Annotated in this window: 13 protein-coding genes and 8 pseudogenes; 11 read left to right on the top strand and 10 right to left on the bottom strand. The window is 57.8% G+C overall.

Going from position 1 to position 18,279, the window contains the following annotated elements; genetic code table 11:
* Nucleotides 1–13: 13 nt before the first annotated feature.
* The 4 genes and pseudogenes from FFS45_RS01255 to FFS45_RS01240 form a co-directional block, all read right to left on the bottom strand.
* Entirely contained in the window at nt 14–1,093 is a 1,080-nt protein-coding gene (locus FFS45_RS01255) for a hypothetical protein (protein WP_249362522.1), read from the bottom strand.
* A 238-nt stretch (nt 1,094–1,331) separates the two neighbouring features.
* Nucleotides 1,332–1,670 (bottom strand): hypothetical protein, encoded by a 339-nt coding sequence (locus FFS45_RS01250; RefSeq protein ID WP_249362520.1) that lies wholly within the window; start codon nt 1,668–1,670, stop codon nt 1,332–1,334.
* Between the two features lie 162 nt (nt 1,671–1,832).
* On the bottom strand, nt 1,833–2,240 hold the full coding sequence (locus tag FFS45_RS01245; RefSeq protein WP_137952854.1) for a DUF6232 family protein: 408 nt from the start codon (nt 2,238–2,240) through the stop codon (nt 1,833–1,835).
* A 237-nt stretch (nt 2,241–2,477) separates the two neighbouring features.
* A pseudogene (locus tag FFS45_RS01240) lies at nt 2,478–3,584 on the bottom strand (IS5 family transposase).
* Nucleotides 3,585–3,622: 38 nt separating this feature from the next.
* On the opposite strand from FFS45_RS01240, the pseudogene FFS45_RS42190 reads away from it, so the two are divergent.
* A pseudogene (locus FFS45_RS42190) lies at nt 3,623–4,221 on the top strand (transposase); the annotation flags it as partial.
* Between the two features lie 133 nt (nt 4,222–4,354).
* Here the strand turns inward: FFS45_RS42190 and FFS45_RS01230 are convergent.
* Nucleotides 4,355–4,564 (bottom strand): hypothetical protein, encoded by a 210-nt coding sequence (locus tag FFS45_RS01230; RefSeq protein ID WP_137952853.1) that lies wholly within the window; start codon nt 4,562–4,564, stop codon nt 4,355–4,357.
* Nucleotides 4,565–4,743: 179 nt separating this feature from the next.
* On the opposite strand from FFS45_RS01230, the gene FFS45_RS01225 reads away from it, so the two are divergent.
* The 5 genes and pseudogenes from FFS45_RS01225 to FFS45_RS01205 form a co-directional block, all read left to right on the top strand.
* Nucleotides 4,744–5,049 (top strand): non-heme iron oxygenase ferredoxin subunit, encoded by a 306-nt coding sequence (locus tag FFS45_RS01225; RefSeq protein ID WP_137952852.1) that lies wholly within the window; start codon nt 4,744–4,746, stop codon nt 5,047–5,049.
* A 33-nt stretch (nt 5,050–5,082) separates the two neighbouring features.
* Nucleotides 5,083–6,309 (top strand): FAD-dependent oxidoreductase, encoded by a 1,227-nt coding sequence (locus tag FFS45_RS01220; RefSeq protein WP_137952851.1) that lies wholly within the window; start codon nt 5,083–5,085, stop codon nt 6,307–6,309.
* Between the two features lie 18 nt (nt 6,310–6,327).
* A complete protein-coding gene (locus FFS45_RS01215; RefSeq protein WP_137952850.1) occupies nt 6,328–7,620 on the top strand; it encodes an aromatic ring-hydroxylating dioxygenase subunit alpha in 1,293 nt (430 codons plus the stop codon).
* Entirely contained in the window at nt 7,621–8,133 is a 513-nt protein-coding gene (locus tag FFS45_RS01210; RefSeq protein WP_137952849.1) for an aromatic-ring-hydroxylating dioxygenase subunit beta, read from the top strand.
* 56 nt (nt 8,134–8,189) lie between these two features.
* Nucleotides 8,190–8,515: pseudogene (locus FFS45_RS01205) on the top strand (isochorismatase family protein); the annotation flags it as partial.
* A 58-nt stretch (nt 8,516–8,573) separates the two neighbouring features.
* On the opposite strand, the gene FFS45_RS01200 reads toward FFS45_RS01205, so the two are convergent.
* Together FFS45_RS01200 and FFS45_RS01195 are read right to left on the bottom strand one after the other, a co-directional pair.
* Entirely contained in the window at nt 8,574–9,077 is a 504-nt protein-coding gene (locus FFS45_RS01200) for a MarR family transcriptional regulator (protein ID WP_249362518.1), read from the bottom strand.
* Between the two features lie 261 nt (nt 9,078–9,338).
* Nucleotides 9,339–10,001 (bottom strand): annotated as a pseudogene (locus FFS45_RS01195) (IS66 family transposase); the annotation flags it as partial.
* On the opposite strand from FFS45_RS01195, the pseudogene FFS45_RS01190 reads away from it, so the two are divergent.
* The 3 genes and pseudogenes from FFS45_RS01190 to FFS45_RS01180 all read left to right on the top strand — a co-directional run.
* Nucleotides 9,994–10,350: pseudogene (locus FFS45_RS01190) on the top strand (transposase); the annotation flags it as partial. The pseudogenes FFS45_RS01195 and FFS45_RS01190 sit on opposite strands and share 8 nt — an antisense overlap.
* A gap of 389 nt (nt 10,351–10,739) precedes the next feature.
* Nucleotides 10,740–11,732, top strand: a complete 993-nt coding sequence (locus FFS45_RS01185) for an ABC transporter substrate-binding protein (protein ID WP_137952848.1) — start codon at nt 10,740–10,742, stop codon at nt 11,730–11,732.
* A gap of 379 nt (nt 11,733–12,111) precedes the next feature.
* The gene (locus FFS45_RS01180) at nt 12,112–13,395 is read left to right on the top strand and encodes an MFS transporter (protein ID WP_137952847.1); all 1,284 of its coding nucleotides are present in this window, start codon (nt 12,112–12,114) and stop codon (nt 13,393–13,395) included.
* Nucleotides 13,396–13,449: 54 nt separating this feature from the next.
* On the opposite strand, the pseudogene FFS45_RS01175 reads toward FFS45_RS01180, so the two are convergent.
* Both FFS45_RS01175 and FFS45_RS01170 read right to left on the bottom strand, forming a co-directional pair.
* Nucleotides 13,450–13,953, bottom strand: a pseudogene (locus FFS45_RS01175) (transposase); the annotation flags it as partial.
* 79 nt (nt 13,954–14,032) lie between these two features.
* A pseudogene (locus FFS45_RS01170) lies at nt 14,033–14,830 on the bottom strand (IS5 family transposase).
* A 156-nt stretch (nt 14,831–14,986) separates the two neighbouring features.
* On the opposite strand from FFS45_RS01170, the gene FFS45_RS01165 reads away from it, so the two are divergent.
* The gene (locus FFS45_RS01165) at nt 14,987–16,069 is read left to right on the top strand and encodes a porin (protein WP_249362516.1); all 1,083 of its coding nucleotides are present in this window, start codon (nt 14,987–14,989) and stop codon (nt 16,067–16,069) included.
* An 810-nt stretch (nt 16,070–16,879) separates the two neighbouring features.
* Here the strand turns inward: FFS45_RS01165 and FFS45_RS01155 are convergent.
* Nucleotides 16,880–17,045, bottom strand: a pseudogene (locus tag FFS45_RS01155) (DUF1427 family protein).
* A gap of 103 nt (nt 17,046–17,148) precedes the next feature.
* Between FFS45_RS01155 and FFS45_RS01150 the strand changes: the two are divergent.
* Nucleotides 17,149–18,069 (top strand): LysR family transcriptional regulator, encoded by a 921-nt coding sequence (locus FFS45_RS01150; RefSeq protein WP_137952845.1) that lies wholly within the window; start codon nt 17,149–17,151, stop codon nt 18,067–18,069.
* The last annotated feature ends 210 nt before the right edge of the window (nt 18,070–18,279 follow it).

The raw sequence follows: 18,279 nt of genomic DNA, 5'->3' as shown, positions 1-18,279 counted from the left end.
GCTACTCCGATGCTTACGGCGCAAACGTCTCCGACGCTTGCGCCGCGCGCAGCCCGAGCTGGCTGTGCTGGAAGTCGAGCAGCACGTCGAGGTTCTGCATCGCCATCAGGCCCACCACAATCCGGTTAGCGCCCGGTTTCGCCTTGGCGATGGTGACCTGAGCGCCTTCGTAGCGATGCCCCCACGAGCCGACGCCGAGTGCGACGTCGTAGTTGCCCTGGGCGAGCACGGCGTTTTCGTCACCGTCGTCGGTCCAGTTTGGCGCCTTGTCGGTTTCGACGCGGATCATGCCGGTGCTGCCGGTGGCGAACACCACAGGCGCGCAGAAGCGCATCTTGTTGCTGACCTGAACGCAGCCCACCGGCCACTGGCTGCCGCCTCCCTGTGCGGCCGTCATTGGCACCATGGTGAAATTCTGCGTGAGAGCGCTCGACGGACTCAGGATCACAAACGGCTTGGCGAAATTCGAGCGCACCAGGTAGCGCTGGCCGATGTTGCCCGGCAACGCCCGCAGCGGCTGCGTGCAGCAGTCGTCGTCCGGCTGCGCGACGCCGGCGCCGAAGATGCCCGAGAACGCCCAGCCGAATTCACCGGTGTAGCCATCCATGGCGAGGCACCGCCTCTGGGTGCGCTGGCAGCGCACGTCGTCGACGCTTTGCACGGTGGCATCCACCGGCTTCGTGCCGATCACGCTGAACGGCAGCTTGACTGACGGACCCGAGACCTGGGCGCCATTCGCAAACGTCAGGGAAGTCGTGGCGCCTGCGGCCGGATAGTTCGTGCCGGGCAACACTTTCGACAACACGCGCACGCCCTGGGTGCCGGTATCGAACGCCAGATAGACCGCCTTGCCGTCGAGCTGGACCGGCAGGCCGAGCCGCGCGTGACCTTCGTCGGCGCGTTCGACCTTCAACGGGATCAGCACACCGTCGTTACCGCCGTTGATCAGTGTGGCGGCGGGTGTGGGCGGCGTGGGCACAGGAAAGCTGACCGCGCAGCCGCTCAAGGCGGCAGCGCCCAGCAGCGCCGCTGTGGTGAGGGCGGTCAAACGGCCGCGCAGGGAATGCAGCGAATTTCGGGACAAGAGGGACATGGCGCGCACTTTGTAAAAGAGCGTGTCCCTGGCGGAGGCGGTGCATCGTGAGCGGTGAAGCGGGCCGCAAGGGCGGCGGTCGCGAGGTCCGTTTGCCTTGTGGGCAGTGAAACTGGAGCGCTTGCGAGGCCTGCGGAAGGGAACGCGGGATAAAAGAACCGCAGACTCTACCTGCCTCGCCAGACCGAATTGAGAAAATGTGTAAAGGCTTGATTCGTATCAGACGCCGTGCGAACGATCACGCAGGACTGCGGACCATGCTTTCCACCGCGCGGCCGAGGATGGCCCGGTCCAGCGCGCCGGCGAGGGCGCCGATCACTTCATCGAGGGTGCGTGAGACGACTTCGACGCGGAAGGTGATGCGCTCGTTGCGCTTGTCGATGGTGACGACGTAGAGCCGCAGGTTTTTGCCGAGTGCGGCGTGCAACGCCCGTCTGCCGGTGGCTGAGGAGGTGCCGGGCACCGTGACGTCGAGTGTGACGAGCGGTACGCGCACAGGTGTAGCAGGTGTCGAGGAAGCGCGTGCGCGCAAACCTCGGTGGCTCAGCGTGGCAGGCGTGACGGTGGACTGAAACATCGTAGGTGCGCCGCCACGGAGGTCGGCGGCGTGTTGTGGAGACAGGTCCACTGTAGCCGCGCGAGTCTCAAGCGAGTGCAAAAGCTGGCGGCTTCCGGGTTAATTTTGTGTTAACGACGTCGTGCACCAGCGCTGTCCGTTGCAGGGCGCAAGTCCATCCTGTCAGGCTTGCGGCGCTGCTGCCGGGCCTGAAGCGGGCGCGGCGGCCATGGTCTCGCGCACCGTCTGCGCCACGCGCTCGACAAACTCGAGATCGATACTCGACAGCGCTTCACGCTCGCCGCTGCTGGTTTCGACGAGCAGGCGATGCGTCACGTCCTGGGTGGACCATGTGAGCCAGCCCACGACTGCGAGCATGATGCCGCACACGATGCCCGCAGGCGAGCGGAACACGCCGCCCACTATCGCGCCGGCCAGGCCGATCACCGCCAGCGCAATGGGCAGGATCTTGTTTTTTTGCACGGTGACGACGCGCACGTTGAGAATTTCGCGCAGCGGAAAGACCTGTCCGGCGGCGGAGAGCGCGTTGCGCGTAACCGAGACGCCACGGTCGTTGAAGGGGGATTCCATCGAGTCGAATGCAAGCGGTAGCAAAGGGCGCAGGGTACCAGACTTCAATTTCCGAAGGTTAAGGAATTTTTGCTCCTGCTGCAGCCGCTAGCTTCTAGCAGGCTGTTGAAATACACCTCGCCGGCGCGCGGCATGCCTTTCCGAAGAACCGCCGCGTCGGTCTGGCTCGTGTCGATTTGATACCGAGCGTCCTCAATTCAGGTGGAACCAATGCCGTCTCTTCGCCGATTTGCGTTTCTATGCCGGTCTGCCGGCGAGCGTACGCATGCGCGTGAGGTTGTAGGCCGCTTGTGTCAGCAGGAACAACTGTTCGACCCGCTCGCGGCCGCGATACGTTGCCTGACGTATACGGCCGACCGTCTTGCCCCAGCCGAAGACCTGCTCGATGCATTTGCGCTTGTGCTGACTGATGGCGTAGCCGGCCCAGCGTGCCGTACGAGCGTCAATGGCCGAGCCACCCGCGCGGCCGTCGTTTTGCGCCACATGCGGCGTCACACGATTGGCGCGGCAACTTGCCACGAAGCCCGCCGTGTCGTAGTTCTTGTCGGCCCCAACCGTAATGGGCGCGCTTGCAAGTTGCGCTGCGTCCGCGAGCATCTCGACCGCGGCGTCGCGTTCGGCGGTACCGCTGGCCTGCGTTACCTGCGCGTTCGCCACGAGGCCATGCCGGTTATCCGTAAGCAGGTGCCCGATCTAGCAAAGCAGCGCACCGGTGCGCCGGCTCTTGCGAAACAGCTTTGCCTCGCTGTCCGTGCTCGATTCGTGCGTCTCGTTGCTACGCTTCTCACCGTGCCAGTTCTCGCGCTCACGCGCACCGCCATCGGGCGGCGCATCATCATCGGCCCTGTTTTTGCACACGAAGCTCTTGTGCCCGGCCCACGCCTGAATCAACGTACCGTCCACGCTGAAATACTCGCCCGACAGACAACCGCGCGCATGTGCCGCCTCAACCGTCTCGTTGAACAGTCCCACGATGACGTCGTGCTCAAGCAGTCGGTCACGGTTCTTGCTGAAGGTCGAGTGATCCCACACCGCATCGTCCATCGCAAGGCCGACAAACCAGCGAAACAGCATGTTGTAGGAGATATGCTCCATCAGCATGCGTTCGCTCCGAATCGAATACAGCATCTGCAACAGCAGCGCGCGAATTAGTTTCTCCGGGGCGATACTCGGGCGGCCGCCCTTCGCATCACCCTCGTACATGCGTGCGAACACCAGGTCCATGCGCTTGAGCGCATCGTTCAGCCAGGTAGGAATCGGCCGCAAGGGGGGGCTGGCAGGCATGAAGTCATCCAGCTTGGCCATTGTGAACATCGCCTCGGTGTAGCCGTCCGCTCCGCGCATCGTTTCGGTCTCAGTGTTGTCCGTTCCCTTGTTTCAACGTTTACCGCTCCCGCTCCGATGACGACGGCGGGAGCTATTTCAACAGCCTGCTAGAGCGTGTTAGGCACTTTCGGTGAAACCTGGTGTTCGGTGCTGCGCGTGACACAGGAGCGGCAGGGCCAGCCCGGTGCGGTCATCCTGGATGGCCGCACGTTGCAGTCCACGTGTGAAAGCGGTCCGCGCGCGGGCTATGACGGTCACAAACGCAAGCGGGGCAGCAAGGTTCATATGGCCGTCGACACGCTGGGCCCGCTGCCTGCGGTCCACACATTACGCCCGCCAACGAGCAGGAGCGGGCACAGGTGGGCGAACTGGCGCGTCAGGTTCAGCACGTCACGGGGCAGACGGTGAAACCCGCTTTTGCTGACCAGGGCCATACGGGCGACACGGCTGCACAGGCCGCAGGAGATGAAGGCATGGAGTTGCAGATCATCAAGCCGCCCGAGGCGAAAAAAGCTTCGTGCTGCTGCCGCGTCGCTGGGTGGTCGAGCGCAGTTCCGGATGACCCAACCGCTTGCGGCGGCCGGCTCGCGACTATGAGCGCTTGCCTGAAACTCTGGCGAGCCTTCACTTCGTCGTTTTTGCCATGCTCACGCTCGTCCATGCCGTGCCTATTATCCAAAGTGCCTATAGCGTTCGATCGTCACCTTTCTGCACATTCCATTCGACGTACAGGCAATACTGTTCCACGATCGTTGATCGTCCGTTCTGACGCGCCGCTGCGTCTGCCTTCATGCCAAGGCCACCCGGACGGACCACGACGGCCATACCATCGGCGGCATCGGTCCAATCTGGTCGGAACTACCGGTCGGACTCTTTATGCCGAAATGTGCAACGGCGAGCTTTTGCGTGAGACCATCGATCACCGCTGAGGCGGTTTGCGCAAACGCGGGCGTAATGCTGATTGCCAGAAAGGCGATCCACGTGTGCCTGATCGTCATAGGCTGTCTCCCGCGCGATGTCGACTTAAAAGGTCACCGCCGCTTTCGGGCAAAGTGCCCAATCTCTCGCCGCTCTTGAGGCGTCTCAAGGGTAAACGATAATTTTCATCATATTGACTCGCTAAAATTTGCTGTTACCATTAATTCATCAGCATACTGACAAAATAGAAGGCAAGACGATGGCATTCCAATTCGCGGCAAATCTCGAAGATCTGAGCCCGGACGAGCCCTACGCGGCAACCATCGACACCGAGCAGATCGCGCTATATCTGGTCGACGGCGAGGTGTACGCGACTCACAACGTCTGCACCCACCAGTTCGCGTTGCTCAGTGACGGCTATCTGGAAGATGGATGCATCGAATGTCCGCTTCATCAGGGGAGGTTCGACGTAAGGACCGGTGCAGCGCTTTGTGCGCCCGTGACGACTGCAGTGAAGACCTACAAGGTTCAGGTCGAAAACGGCGCGGTGATGGTTGAGCTCTGAAGGTCTGAATTTTTGAAACAGCCGGGAAGTCTAATGGAAACGATTCTAATCATCGGCGCAGGACAAGCTGGGGGCCGTGCAGCGGAGACACTGCGGGCGCACGGCTTCGACGGTAGGGTATTTCTGATCGGTGATGAGAAGAACCGGCCGTACGAGCGTCCTCCCTTGTCGAAAGCTGTTCTGACAGCTGCCCACGACAACGAGTGCTTTAGCGCATGGCTGCATTCGAGTGAGTTTTACGGCGTTAACAAGATTGATTGGCTTGCTGACAGCGTCGAGAAGCTCGACGTAATCCGCCGGGTTGCGACACTTCAAAGTGGTTTGAGGGTTAGATTCGACAAGTGCCTGTTAACTACGGGAGGCCGTGCACGCCACTTGGCAAGTGTTCCGGATAGCCGGCATGTATTTACGCTTCGTACGCTGCCCGACGCCTTGAATATTCGGGATCGCATGACTGACGCGCGCTCCGTCGCTGTTATTGGTGGGGGATTTCTTGGGCTGGAGTTTGCGGCCAGCGCGCGGGTGAGGGGAATCGACGTCACAGTAATTGAATCCGGTAAGCGACTACTCGGGCGAGCGTTACCAAGCGAATTCTCCGAACGGTTGCGTGTGAAGCACGAGCAAAACGATGTCAAGTTCATGTTCGATGCCGAGCTTGTCTCCTCTGTGGAGCATAACGCCGGAGTCGCACTGACTTTTGCGAACCATGCGTCGCAGCATTTTGATTTTGTCGTGGTCGCGGTGGGGCAGGAGCCGAACGAAGAACTCGCGAAGGAGTCTGGCCTAGAGACGGGTAACGGGATTTGCGTCGACACACATTGCGAGAGTTCTGTCGCCGGGATCTATGCCGCCGGCGATTGCGCGAATTTCCCGTTTGGTGCTGACGAGCGACGTGTGCGCCTCGAGTCATGGCAGAACGCGCAGGATCAGGCAATCGTTGCCGCCCGCAATATGCTCGGGGAGTCCATCGAGTACCGCCCGACCCCGTGGTTCTGGACGGATCAGTACGACTGGAACCTGCAGATGTTGGGAATGCTCGACGGCTCTGTCGATCATTGGATCGAGCGTCAGGCGTCGGAAGACAAGACCCTGCTGATGGGATTGCGCGACAGCGTCATTGTATACGCGCTTGCCGTAAATAGCGGTGGAGACCTGCGAGCAATTCGCCGTCTTGTCGAACAGACTGTGCAGATAGACGCCGCAGCGCTCGCAGATCCGAGTGTCAAGTTGCGACAAATCGAGCGCAACGCCCGTTCATAATGTATTTAGGAGAGTGCTTTGTATTCGTCAGAGACAGTAATCGGGCTCGGTACGCCCAGCGTTAAAAACAAGCCGATTGATCAACTCGTATGGCCGGAAGAGGGTCTCCAGGCCATTCCCGATTGGGTTTATACGAGTGACGACGTGTACGCGCGTGAGGTTCAGCGGATCTTCCACGGGCGCACGTGGAATTTCGTTGCGCTGGAGGCTGAAGTGCCTAACAGCGGCGACTACAAGCGCTCATATGTTGGCCCAACGCCTGTTGTCGTCTCGCGCGCAGAAGATGGTTCGATCCATGTGTTCGAAAACCGCTGTGCACACCGTGGTGCAGAATTCTGCCGTCATACGCGTGGAAACAACAAAGAATTTGTCTGCCCGTATCACCAGTGGTCCTACGACCTCAAAGGAAACCTCCAGGGTATTCCTTTCAAGCGTGGGGTGAACAAGCTCGGCGGGATGCCACGCGATTTTCGCAACGACGATCATGGTCTCAAGAAGCTTGCGGTTACGACGCGTAACGGCATCGTGTTTGCGTCGTTCACGCACGATATGGAACCCATTGAAGAATACCTGACACCGGAAATTCTCAAGGATTTCGATGCGGTCTTCAATGGGAAGAAGCTTCGTATCCTCGGGTTCTACAAGAATGAGCTGCCGTGCAACTGGAAGATGTATCACGAGAATCTGAAGGATCCGTACCACGCAACGCTGCTGCACTCATTCCTCGTCGTGTTTGGCCTGCTGGTTGCTGGTAACCGGTCGGCAATGGTTGCTGACAACAAGTACGGTATTCACGGGACGATGGCATCCGCGAAAAGCGATTCGCTATACGCCACCGTGGACGCGGACAAGAAGAAGGAAATGCGGTCGTTCCACGAAGGTATGACCCTGAAGGATGAGCGTTTCCTCGAATACGTCAAGGAATTCGATTCGGAGTGGTCCGTAACGATGCAGACGATCTGGCCTAACCTGATTGTCCAGCGCGAAATGAATACCTTGGGCGTTCGCCATATCGTTCCAAACGGCCCTAACAGCATGATCATGCTTTGGACGATGTTTGGTTACGAGGACGATACAGACGACGTGACCCGTCATCGTCTGCGCCAGGGTAACCTGATGGGACCGTCCGGTTTTTTGGGCCTTGAGGACAACGAGGCGATGAAGTTTGTTCAGGAGGGTGTGCGCCGCTCGGTGACTAACCGGAGCGTTATCAAGCTTGACGGTGATAAGGTCGGAACTGCAGACAACCTGATTTCCGAAGCCGCGATTCGCGCCATGTACAAACACTATCGTGAAGTGATGGGGTTCTAAATGCTGCCAGGATTTGAAAAGAAGCTGATTGCGAACGACAAGGCACTTGCTGCTCGTGCGGCCGTGGAAGACTTTCACGCTGAGTATTGTGCAACCTTGGATAGCGGCGACATCGAAAGTTGGCCGGAGTTTTTTACTGAAGATTGCCTGTACCGTGTCACCGAATACGAGAACGCGCTTCACGGCTTTCCAGTTGGACTGATCTATGCGGAAGGGCGGGATATGCTGCGCGACCGTGCTGTCGCTATTTCGCGCACACAGATGTTTGCACCCCGGCAGATGCTGCATTTCGTGACGAATGTCCGCATCCTTAACGTGACGGACGAAGAAATTGTCGCGCAAAGCAACTACTTGCTGCTGCAAACCCTGGTTGAGGGCGCAACATCACTACATCAGGCCGGTCGCCTCTTCGACCGCTTCTCCCTCAATGGTGGCAACATCCTGCTGCTTAAGGAAAAGCAGACTGTCTACGATACGGCGACGATTGCAAACGATCTCGCCTATCCCATCTGATGGAGTGGGCGCGCAGGTGTTGCGCCGAAACGTCGCCGGGGTGCTGTGACCAACAGAGCTGGATCGTTCCGGAATTGACACCAGTCATGGTTGAACTCATCGTGCTGAAAACGGTACCTTCGGCGTTCTTCGGAACTTCACTGGCAGCATGGCTCGCCGAGCGTGGCGCGCAGACGCTCGCCGTCGCAGGTACCGTCACCAGTGGCTGTGCGCGCAAGCGTGGTTGATGTAATGCAATACGGCTTTTTGCCCGTTTGTCCTGCCGGACTGCGTAGGAGATCGGGCGATTGAACCGCGTGCTGCAAACCTGTTCGATATGGGGCAGAAGTATGTGGCCTTGGCGTCGCGCAATGAGGTACTCTCAATCGTGCGCGATCTGTAATTCCGGGCTACGAATGCCGGATCAATGAATAGAAAGTAGGAAAGCGGTAAAAGCGCGGTCAGTCGAAATGCTTAAGTGACGTGCGCCCGTACTGATTATTTCCTTCGACCAGTTGCATCATCATGCGAACGAACGCTGCTTGTTCTTTTGGACTGAGCGGAGATAGAAGCTGCACTTGGGCTTTACGCATGCTCTCGTACATTTCTTCCATCGCTTTTCGGCCTTTTGGGGTGATGTTTGCGATTTTCAGGCGTCCGTCGACCGGACTCGGGCTCCGCTTGACGAGACCGCGCTGTTCCAGTCGCCGAAGCACGTCAGCCATTGTAGTTCGGTCAACCCCAACTTCGGCGCACAAGGACGTCTGGTCGAGGTTCGGCCGCTCACTCAGCGTGGTTAGCAAACCATACTGAACGGGTGTGATAGTGAAGTCTTTGCATTGCTCAAAAAACAGTGCGATATGAATCTGGTTCAGGCGACGGATGAGAAACCCGGGTCGCTGCCACAGATGCCCGGTTTCGATTGTTTCATCCTTAAAAGTTGCCTCGGAGGGTGAAGGTCTCATATCCAATTCTCTAGTAATAAACGAATCGGTCTGCGTTTTTCGCATCAATGCAATAGATCGTAGCGCAAAATTTCAGACGTTGGAGGCGTTTGTGCATACATGACCTCCTCAGCAACATTATATGTCGGTGTGCTGGTTGATGCGGAGCATGCGCACATGGTGCTCGCAGATGAAAGCGTTTCAATTACAACTGCGTCGGGATTTTCGTAAGCATCAGATGATAGCCATAGCGGCAGGAGTTAACGATGGCCGCAAGAGTGGCTATCGAATTGGCATGGCCCTCGCGGTAGAGGGTAAGCAAGGCGCGACGTTCCACGGCAGCAGGTCGTCAATGCGGTCTGCCGGATGATCGGGGATCCGCTTGGGGACATAGGCAAGATACGCTTCTGGGTCGAGGCCGTTTAGACGCGCCGAGCCGATCAGGCGGTACATTGCGGCCGCCCGCTCATCCCCCGTGTCAGAGCCGGCGAACATGAAGTTACGGCGACCGAGAGCTACCCCGCGCAGGGCACGCTCGGCAACGAGGTTATCGATCTCCGCCCGTCCATCGGTGGAGTAGTAGACGAATGCCGGCCAACGATTCAACGCGTAGCGAATCGCTTTGGTGGTGTCGGACTTCGCTGACAACGTGGTAAGCGTTTCTTCGAACCAGCGCTTCATATCGTCGAGCAGCGGTACAACCCGTGCCTGGCGTACACGTCGACGCTCATTTGGCGGCTGGCTACGGATCTGCTCCTCGATCCGGTAAAGTGCCCCGATCCGACGCAGCGCCTCTTCGGTGACGGCAACGGGTCGTACGGTATGCAGATAGTGGATTTCGCGACGCGCGTGCGCTAGGCATGCAGCCTCCTGAATTTGCTCACCGCGATACAGCTCGGCGTAGCCGGCAGACGCGTCCGCCTGCAGCACGCCGGTGAAGTCAGACACGACCAAAGCCATCCGTTACGCTTTGAATCGCTGGTCGGCACTCGTCTGCTGCTGCACAGACGGTTGGGCAGAGATCGACAACCTGATCGCGGACCGGGCGCTGCGCGGCGTGGCCCTCGGGAGGCGCAACTTCCTGTTCGTCGGCTCCGAATCCGGCGGCGAGCGCGCAGCCGCAATGTACAGCCTCATTGGCTCGGCTCGCCTGAACGTCCTCCATACTGAGGCGTATCTCGGCTTCGTGCTTGAGCGCATCGCCGATCACCCGGTCAACCGCATCGAGGAGTTGCTGTCGTGGAATGTAGAACCGGCAATGCCGTCCTCTGCTCGCGTCGGACCGATCCGATAGCATTTCACCTCTGTCGTCAATCATCTGAGCTGCGGTGCTGCTTGAGCGTTGACGCCGTACCGTTCGTGCTTCTATTGGGGGACGCACTCGGCGGGATACCACATTCTCCCTATTGACACTGGAATATTCTCTACACAGAATGATGTCGTCAGTATGCTGATGGATGTGAAATGGATAAGCGAAACACCAGTCCAAGGCATCACATCAGCCTTCTCCGACATCTTGGGGCTGGCCTGTACTTCCGGGTGGTGGAGACGTTGATAGCATCGCGACCAGCATTGCCAGCGCGGTCTTCCATCGCGCCAGCAGCGCAGGGTCGAGCAATTTTAGTGAACTACGTGCAACCACGTCAGTTCAGTTAGCAAGATTCGAACGCAAGGGAATCGACAATGAGCAAGCTGAAAATTAGCCTCGCATGCGGAAACTATGACCGTACTCAAGCACTGATCGATGGGCGGGTGCAGATTGAGGGGTGCGAGGTAGTCGCGACAGCGCTAGAACCGGAGGAAGCCTTTCATCGTGCGTTCCGTTACCAGGAGTACGACGTCACCGAAATCTCCATGAGCAGCCACATGATGACGACGGCGCGTGGCGACAATGCATATGTTGGAGTTCCGGCGTTCATCTCGCGTGTGTTTCGCCAGTCGGGTATCTATGTGCGTACTGATCGAGATATCAACTCTCCGAAAGATCTCATCGGAAAGAGAATCGGACTGCCTGAATATCAAATCACCGCGAACGTGTGGATCCGCGGCATCCTCGAAGAGCAGTACGGTGTGACGCCGGGGCAGATTCAATGGTTCAGAGGTGGCGTTGAGGAGACCGGGCGCGGCGAGCGTGCTCCAATTGCACTGAAAGATGGTGTGCATCTTGAACAGATCTCGGACGACAAGACCCTGTCTGGGATGCTTGAATCCGGCGAGCTCGATGGTTACATCGGAGCGCGCGCGCCTTCCTGTTTTCTGCGGGGCGCTCCGAACGTTGGTCGGCTTTTCAAAGATTATCTGTCGGTAGAAAAGGATTACTTTCGCGAAACCAGAATTTTCCCAATCATGCACATGGTCGGTGTCAGGAAGTCGCTGGCAGAGCAGAACCCTTGGTTGCCGGTAGCAGTTTTCAAGGCTTTCATGAAGGCAAAAGCACTCGCGATCAAGGAACTGGACGAAATCTGTCACCTTGCCGCGACGCTTCCGTGGATGGTGCATCACCATAACGAAGCAAAAGCCCTAATGGGCGACGATTACTGGCCCTATGGTCTTGGGGCCAATCAACACACAATCGACAAGTTTTCTGACTATCACTTTGCACAGGGTCTCTCGCAGCGGCGTGTTGAGCCGAAGGAACTCTTTTGGCCGCCGACACTGGATCTTTCCAAAATCTGAAGTAGTTGATTTCGGGCCGGTCGGGAATAACCCTCTGACGCGCGATTCGAGTGGCGCGTCAGAGGGGCACAGGTAAAAAAATAGCCTCGGGACTCGTGGCGCAGATTCTACAAGTGCAATCCGAAATTCAGATCGTCATCTTGAGCGCACGCAGGTAAGCCAGGTAGAGCCTTAAGGATTGTTAGACTGAAGGCTGAGACAGCCCCTTCACGGCCGGCACATCTACAATGTACATACGATACTACATAGTTAGTAATCCTATAATTATTACGATGCAAGGATGATGGGATTATTGTAGGTGGACAAAAATTTTGTTATCCGAAATAGATTCTAAGAGAAATTAAATTTTAACGGCCTCAAGTTCTAGGCAGGCAGATATATGGATCCGAACGCGCAACGAGTTGTCCAGCATAGCCGTGTTACGGCGCAGAGCCGTAGCTGGTATTCAGCCTCCGACTCAAGGCAGAAAGCTGCATTCTGGTCGTCGTTCGCCGGCCACGCGGCCGACGGGATGGACACCCAGATGTACAGCTTTGTCATTCCTGTTCTCATCGGGTTGTGGGGGCTTTCGAACGCCGAAGCCGGGCAGATTGCCTCGGTTTCCCTCCTGACTTCGGCGTTAGGTGGATGGGGTGCCGGCATTCTGGCAGACCGGTTCGGGCGGGTGAGGGTGCTCCAGTGGACCATTCTCCTCTTTTCCGTATTCAGCTTTGCCAGCGGCATCTCGACCAACTACGGTGAACTGTTCACAGCTCGTGCATTTCTTGGGCTGGGTTTTGGAGGTGAGACAGCGATCAGCGCAGTTCTGATTGCTGAAAGCTTCCAATCCAATGCACGCGGCAGGGCAGTGGGTTTTGTGCAGGGTGGATGGTCGATTGGCTGGGGATTGGCCGCGATTATCTCCACTATCTGCTTTTCGTATTTTGAGCCAGTTGTTGCGTGGCGCGTAATGTTTATCATCGGTGCGACGCCTGCAATTATTATCCTCTTACTGCGTCGTCACGTGAGTGAACCGGCTACGTTTCGGCGTACGAAGGGCGGTCAAGTGTCGGCTTTCAGTGCAATATTTAGTATTTTCACAAGGAGGTACGCGGCACGTACAGCACTTGCGACCCTGATGTGCACGGGGATCAATGGTGGATTCTTTGCAGTCATGGTCTGGCTGCCTGCTTACCTCAAACTTGTGAAAGGACTCTCGTTTGTGAACACGGGAGCGTATCTCGGGGTAGTGATCTGTGGCTCGTTCACAGGGTATCTGTTCGGCTCATTTCTAGCGGATGCCATTGGCCGGAAAAAGACTCTCGCGCTCTTCGCACTTGGCGCGTTGGTCACGATTTTCGCGTACACACGGTTCGAGCTGGGTCACGGATATCTCGTGTGGATCGGATTCCCTCTGGGACTGTTCACTTCGGGAATTTTCGCCAGCATTGGCTCTTTCCTCTCCGAGCTGTTCCCAACTACCATCCGCGCCAACGCTCAGGGTTTCAGCTTCAATGTTGGCCGCGGTATCGGCTCCGTCTTTCCAATGCTTATCGGTTATGCATCCGCGAAGCTGTCTCTCGGTGGCGCTATCGGGGTATTTGCGGCGACCTCGTATGTGCTGCTATTTGCAGCCCTGCTGATCCTCCCGGAGACAGCAGGGCGAGAGCTGGAAGAATCGTAACCGCTGCATACGAATCCTGTTTGCATCAGGAGACGGCTTGTCTCGCAGACTTACTCATAAATCAGTAATGCAGGAGACAGACGGATGCCTGAAGAACGAACGCACGAGCCCGGGGCTTCGTCAATTTCTACAAGCTGTTCGTTAATCCTTGGCCCCAGCTTTTCGTCCCTTTTGCAAAGGGCGTCGCGCGACACCGGTGCGCTTGACGTGGCTTCAGACCAAGCCACCCAGATTGAGGTCAGGCGTGTAACCAGACAAGTGGTGCAGGGTCAATTTGCCTTGGACGCCCGCGACGTAATCCTTGACGACTGCTTTCTTATGCGCCGGCAATCCGTCGACAATGAGATGCGCCGCGTTCTTGCGCTTGAACATCAGTTTCTTGAGAAGCGCCACAAGCAGCTCGCCGGAAAGGCGTCCTTCGTACGTTGCAAACCAAAAGGTCCCCTTCGAGTTGACAGCGGACGCCACGCTTATGCTTTGCTGCTGGCTAGGGCGTTCGACAATCGGTGTTTCACCACCTTGCGCCTACGCCTTGCCATGCACCGAGTCGGCGCGAAAAGGCTCTGCTGTCTCTTTTAATGAGAGGCTTCGACGCGGTGGAGGGTATCCAGTTCACAATTTTACCTGCTAGAGCGTGTTAGGCACTTTGGATAATGGGCACGGCATGGACGAGCGTGAGCATGGCAAAAACGACGAAGTGAAGGCTCGCCAGAGTTTCAGGCAAGCGCTCATAGTCGCGAGCCGGCCGCCGCAAGCGGTTGGGTCATCCGGAACTGCGCTCGACCACCCAGCGACGCGGCAGCAGCACGAAGCCTTTTTTCGCCTCGGGCAGCTTGATGACCTGCAACTCCATGCCTTCGTCTCGTGCGGCCTGTGCAGCCGAGTCGTCCTGGTCAGCCAAGGCGGGTTTCACCGTCTGACCAGTGACGTGCTGAACCTGACGCGCCAGTTCGTCCACCTGTGCCCGCTCCTGCTCGTTGGCGGACGTAATGTGGACCGCAGGCAGCAGGCCCAGCGTGTCGACGGCCATATGAACCTTGCTGCCCCGCTTGCGCTTGTGACCGTCGTAGCCCGCGCGCGGACCGCTTTCACACGTGGACTGCAACGTGCGGCCATCCAGGATAACTGCACCGGGCTGGCCCCGTTGCTCCTGTGTCACGCGCAGCACCGAACGCAAGTCGTTGACCATCGCCTCGAAGCAACCCGCGTTGAGCCGGCGTTGCGTTTGCTGGTAGACCATCTCCCACGGCGGGAAGTTGGTTGGCAGCATGCGCCACGATGCACCGGCGCGCGCCATCCAGCGCAGTGCGTTGAACATCTCACGCAGCTCGTATCGGCGCTGCGGCGCGTCTTCGTTCATCAAGACCAGGTATGGGGCGACGAAGCTCCATTCTTCGTCCGAAACGTCCGTGTGGTACGGCTTGCGTTCTGGCATTCCGCCAGGTTACCAGGTTTCACCGAAAGTGCCTGACACGCTCTAAGTTACTAACCCATGAGTAATTAAGTAAATCCTGCCGTTGGTGGATGTCTGTTGATACGTCTAAGTAATAATTCTCTTAATTTAATTTGCATAACTAATTTTGGAGGCAAGATGTCTCATTCCTCTGTCAAACGTATCATATGGGCAATTAGACTTGCTTCGATGATGTGGTATGGAGCGGCGCACGCCCAATCCGCCGTGACTCTGTATGGCATTGTGGATGCGGGGATTCAGTATGCAAGCAAGGTTGCAACGTCAACGGGAGGTAATGCCGGGAACGCTTTCTCCCTCACCAATGGTGGGCTTGGTCCTTCTTTGTTCGGCATTAGGGGGCGTGAAGATCTTTGGGGGGGGCTGACAGCAAATTTCGACCTTGAGAGCGGAATCAGCATGGCAAACGGCGGATACGGGACATCAAACGGGAATTTTTGGGGCCGTAGAGCGTGGGTCGGTATCAGCGGACGGTACGGAGAATTGCGATTTGGAGAGCAGATATCTCCTTTCGCTCTCGCAATATTTGACTCTGATCCGCGCGGTATTTCTTCATTCGCGAGCGGCCTTGACATCTATTCGGACAATGTCTCATTTACTGGTGGGGTTAATTCGAACGCCATTACCTATCTTAGTCCGAAAATAGCTGGCTTCGAAGCAAGTGTCATGTTCGCTCCGGGAGGTGTCACGGGAGACTTCCGGTCCGGCCAACAGTGGTCTGCCAGCGAAAAATATGACAATGGTACGGTTATGGTAAGTGCAGCGGCATATCACGGAAACGCTGGCGGGGTGAGTACTCCATTACCCACGACCATACCGTTTGACGGTCGGACGCTCAGTGTTGCGTGCAGAGTTAATGGATTAACGCTCAAGGCATCGTTTGTGAACTACAACGTGGCGGGATCATTCAACGAGTATGTTTATGGCAGCGGTGGGAATTACATCATTACTCCGAGCATTAGCCTGAATGCAGGGGCATGGTATTCGGTCGACCACAACCATGATGAAAATCACTCGCTGCTTACGGGTTTCGGCGCAATTTATCAAATCTCGATAAGAACGGCCCTTTACGCACAAGCGGGTATGGTGAGCAATCACGGCAACATGAACACCGGCCTGTCGGTAACTGATTCAGCCATCACGCACGGGGTTAAGGGTGCAGCGACCTACGGAGTCAACTTCGGCATACGTCACTCATTTTGATATGCAGAGACATAGCCTAAATCGATCTCTGATACTCCGCGAGCGCCGGATGTTCGACCCTCTGGCTTTCACCGGTCGACTCAAATAGGTGCTCGTCGGCAGTAGCCCGGAGGTCCGGGGAGTGAAGAAGTCGCAGGGACGCACGGGGGCTGCGCCGATCGGCATTTCGAACGGTTCGAGATTCAGGGCCTCTGCCGCCGCGTCGTGAATCAGGTTGCGTAGCCATCTGGGGGCCGGATCTAGCGCGAAACGTTTGTGCCAATATTGCGAGATGGTAAACGGCGGTAGCCGTAGCGGACAGGGCAAGATGACTAACCCAAGTCGATGCGCTAGCGCGCGAGCGGCAAGGTCTGGAGCAGTAAGCAGGTGGTTGGTTCCAGATAGCATGAGCATAGCGATCGTGAAGCTAGGGACTTCCTGGGCGATATTCGTTGGCGGTATTGCTTCGCACAGCAAAGACTCCGCGCGCTCGTGGGCGTGGCCAGTGTTTCCCGTACACACAACAATGTGGGTGCAAGTAAGGAATACCTCAAGATTCAAAGACTCCGAGAGCGCTGCGAACCGGCGAGACTGGTCTACGAGCAACTTATAGTGCTCGCCACAAATCCGTTGTTTGTACAGACTGAGCGGTGGCTCGCTGGATGAACTGCTTCCAGCGTATGCGGTCTTTTAACGACGCCCGTCAGAGGTTGAAAGCAGCAGGCATGCTCCAGAGTGTAATAGCAGCGTATTCGTCAGCGGTTGCAGTGAGCGGCAACATGGTGGTCAGGTAGAGTATCAATGTCGTTCATGGGCGTATCCTCATGGCGGCTAGAGGCCGAACCATTGCTTGATGGAGGGGGGCCTGCGCGCCGATCAACATGCCGAGCAGGCCAACGAGGGCGATCAGGGGCGGGGCAGGCGAGCGCGCCCTGATCGCGCTGTACACGACGCCGATCAGTACGCCGGCGCCCAACGAAAGTAGGTAAGATTCCATGCGATCCGTCTCCGGACGGGACTGGAATGCCCGTCACCGTTTACGCGCGGCACGTCGCGCTTACCGTTCTTTCCGCATCCATTTGCACGACTTCACTCCGACCATGTCAACCCTTCCCGATCTCGAAGCCTGGGCCACTTTTGCGCGCGTCGCCGAGGCAGGCTCGTTCGCGAAAGCCGCCGAACTGCTCGGTGTATCCCAACCGACGGTTTCGAAAGCGATTGCCCGTCTTGAACAGCGGCTCGGCGCGATGCTACTGTACCGGACCTCGCGCAAGCTTTCGCTCACGCCGACGGGCGAGCTGCTGCGCGACCGCGCGATCTGTCTGCTCGCCGATGCCGAACTGATCGAGAGCGAAGCGTCTGCGCAGGCGCTCGAGCCGCATGGACTGGTGCGCGTGAATGCGCCCATGTCGTTCGGTCTGCTGCATCTGTCGCCGTTGCTGCCCGCGTTTCTCGATCGTTATCCGAAGGTCGACATTGACCTCGTGCTCACCGATCACATCGTCGACGTCGTGTCCGGCGGCTTCGACGTTACAATCCGGATCGCCGAGCTGACCGATTCTTCGCTGCGCGCGCGCAAGCTCTGCGCAGTGCGCCGGCCGCTCGTCGCGTCACCTTTGTACCTCGAGCGGCACGGCCGGCCTGGTCATCCGCGCGATCTCGAAGCGCACGCCGGCCTGATCTACACCAACCTGCCGACGCCGGGGTACTGGCGTTTCCATCACGTGACGGGCGAGGAATCCGAGGCACAGGTGCGTGGCCGCGTCCGTACGAACAATTCCGCAGTGATCATGCCGGCACTGATTGCCGGGCACGGCCTGGCTCTCCAGCCGGAGTTCGTGGTGTGGGACGCGTTGCAGCGCGGCGAGCTTGAGGAAGTGATGCACGACTGGAAGATCGCCGACATCAACGTCAATCTCGTCACACCGCCCGGCATGCTGCGGGCCGCGCGCGTGACCGTGCTGCTCGACTATCTCGCGGCCCATTTTGCCCATGTGCCCTGGCCCGCCTCCAAACGTTGAGCGTACGTCGGGCACGACGCGGCGGACCGCATATGCCGCGCCTATTTGGCCGGTACGGCTGCGAGGGCCTGGTGCGGCGCCGCGGTGCGTTGCGGCGCCTTGTGCACCATCGTGTAGGGGAAGGTCTGCAAAAGACCTGACATTGACGTAAGCGTGGACTGAGCTTGCCCCCGAAAGACGAATCCCTTGCTGAGCAGGTAAACTCAAGCA

The organism is Burkholderia sp. 4M9327F10, from assembly GCF_005503145.1.
GTDB lineage: Bacteria > Pseudomonadota > Gammaproteobacteria > Burkholderiales > Burkholderiaceae > Paraburkholderia.
Note: the sequence above shows the minus strand (reverse complement) of the source record. Positions and strands in the feature narration are given on the sequence as shown.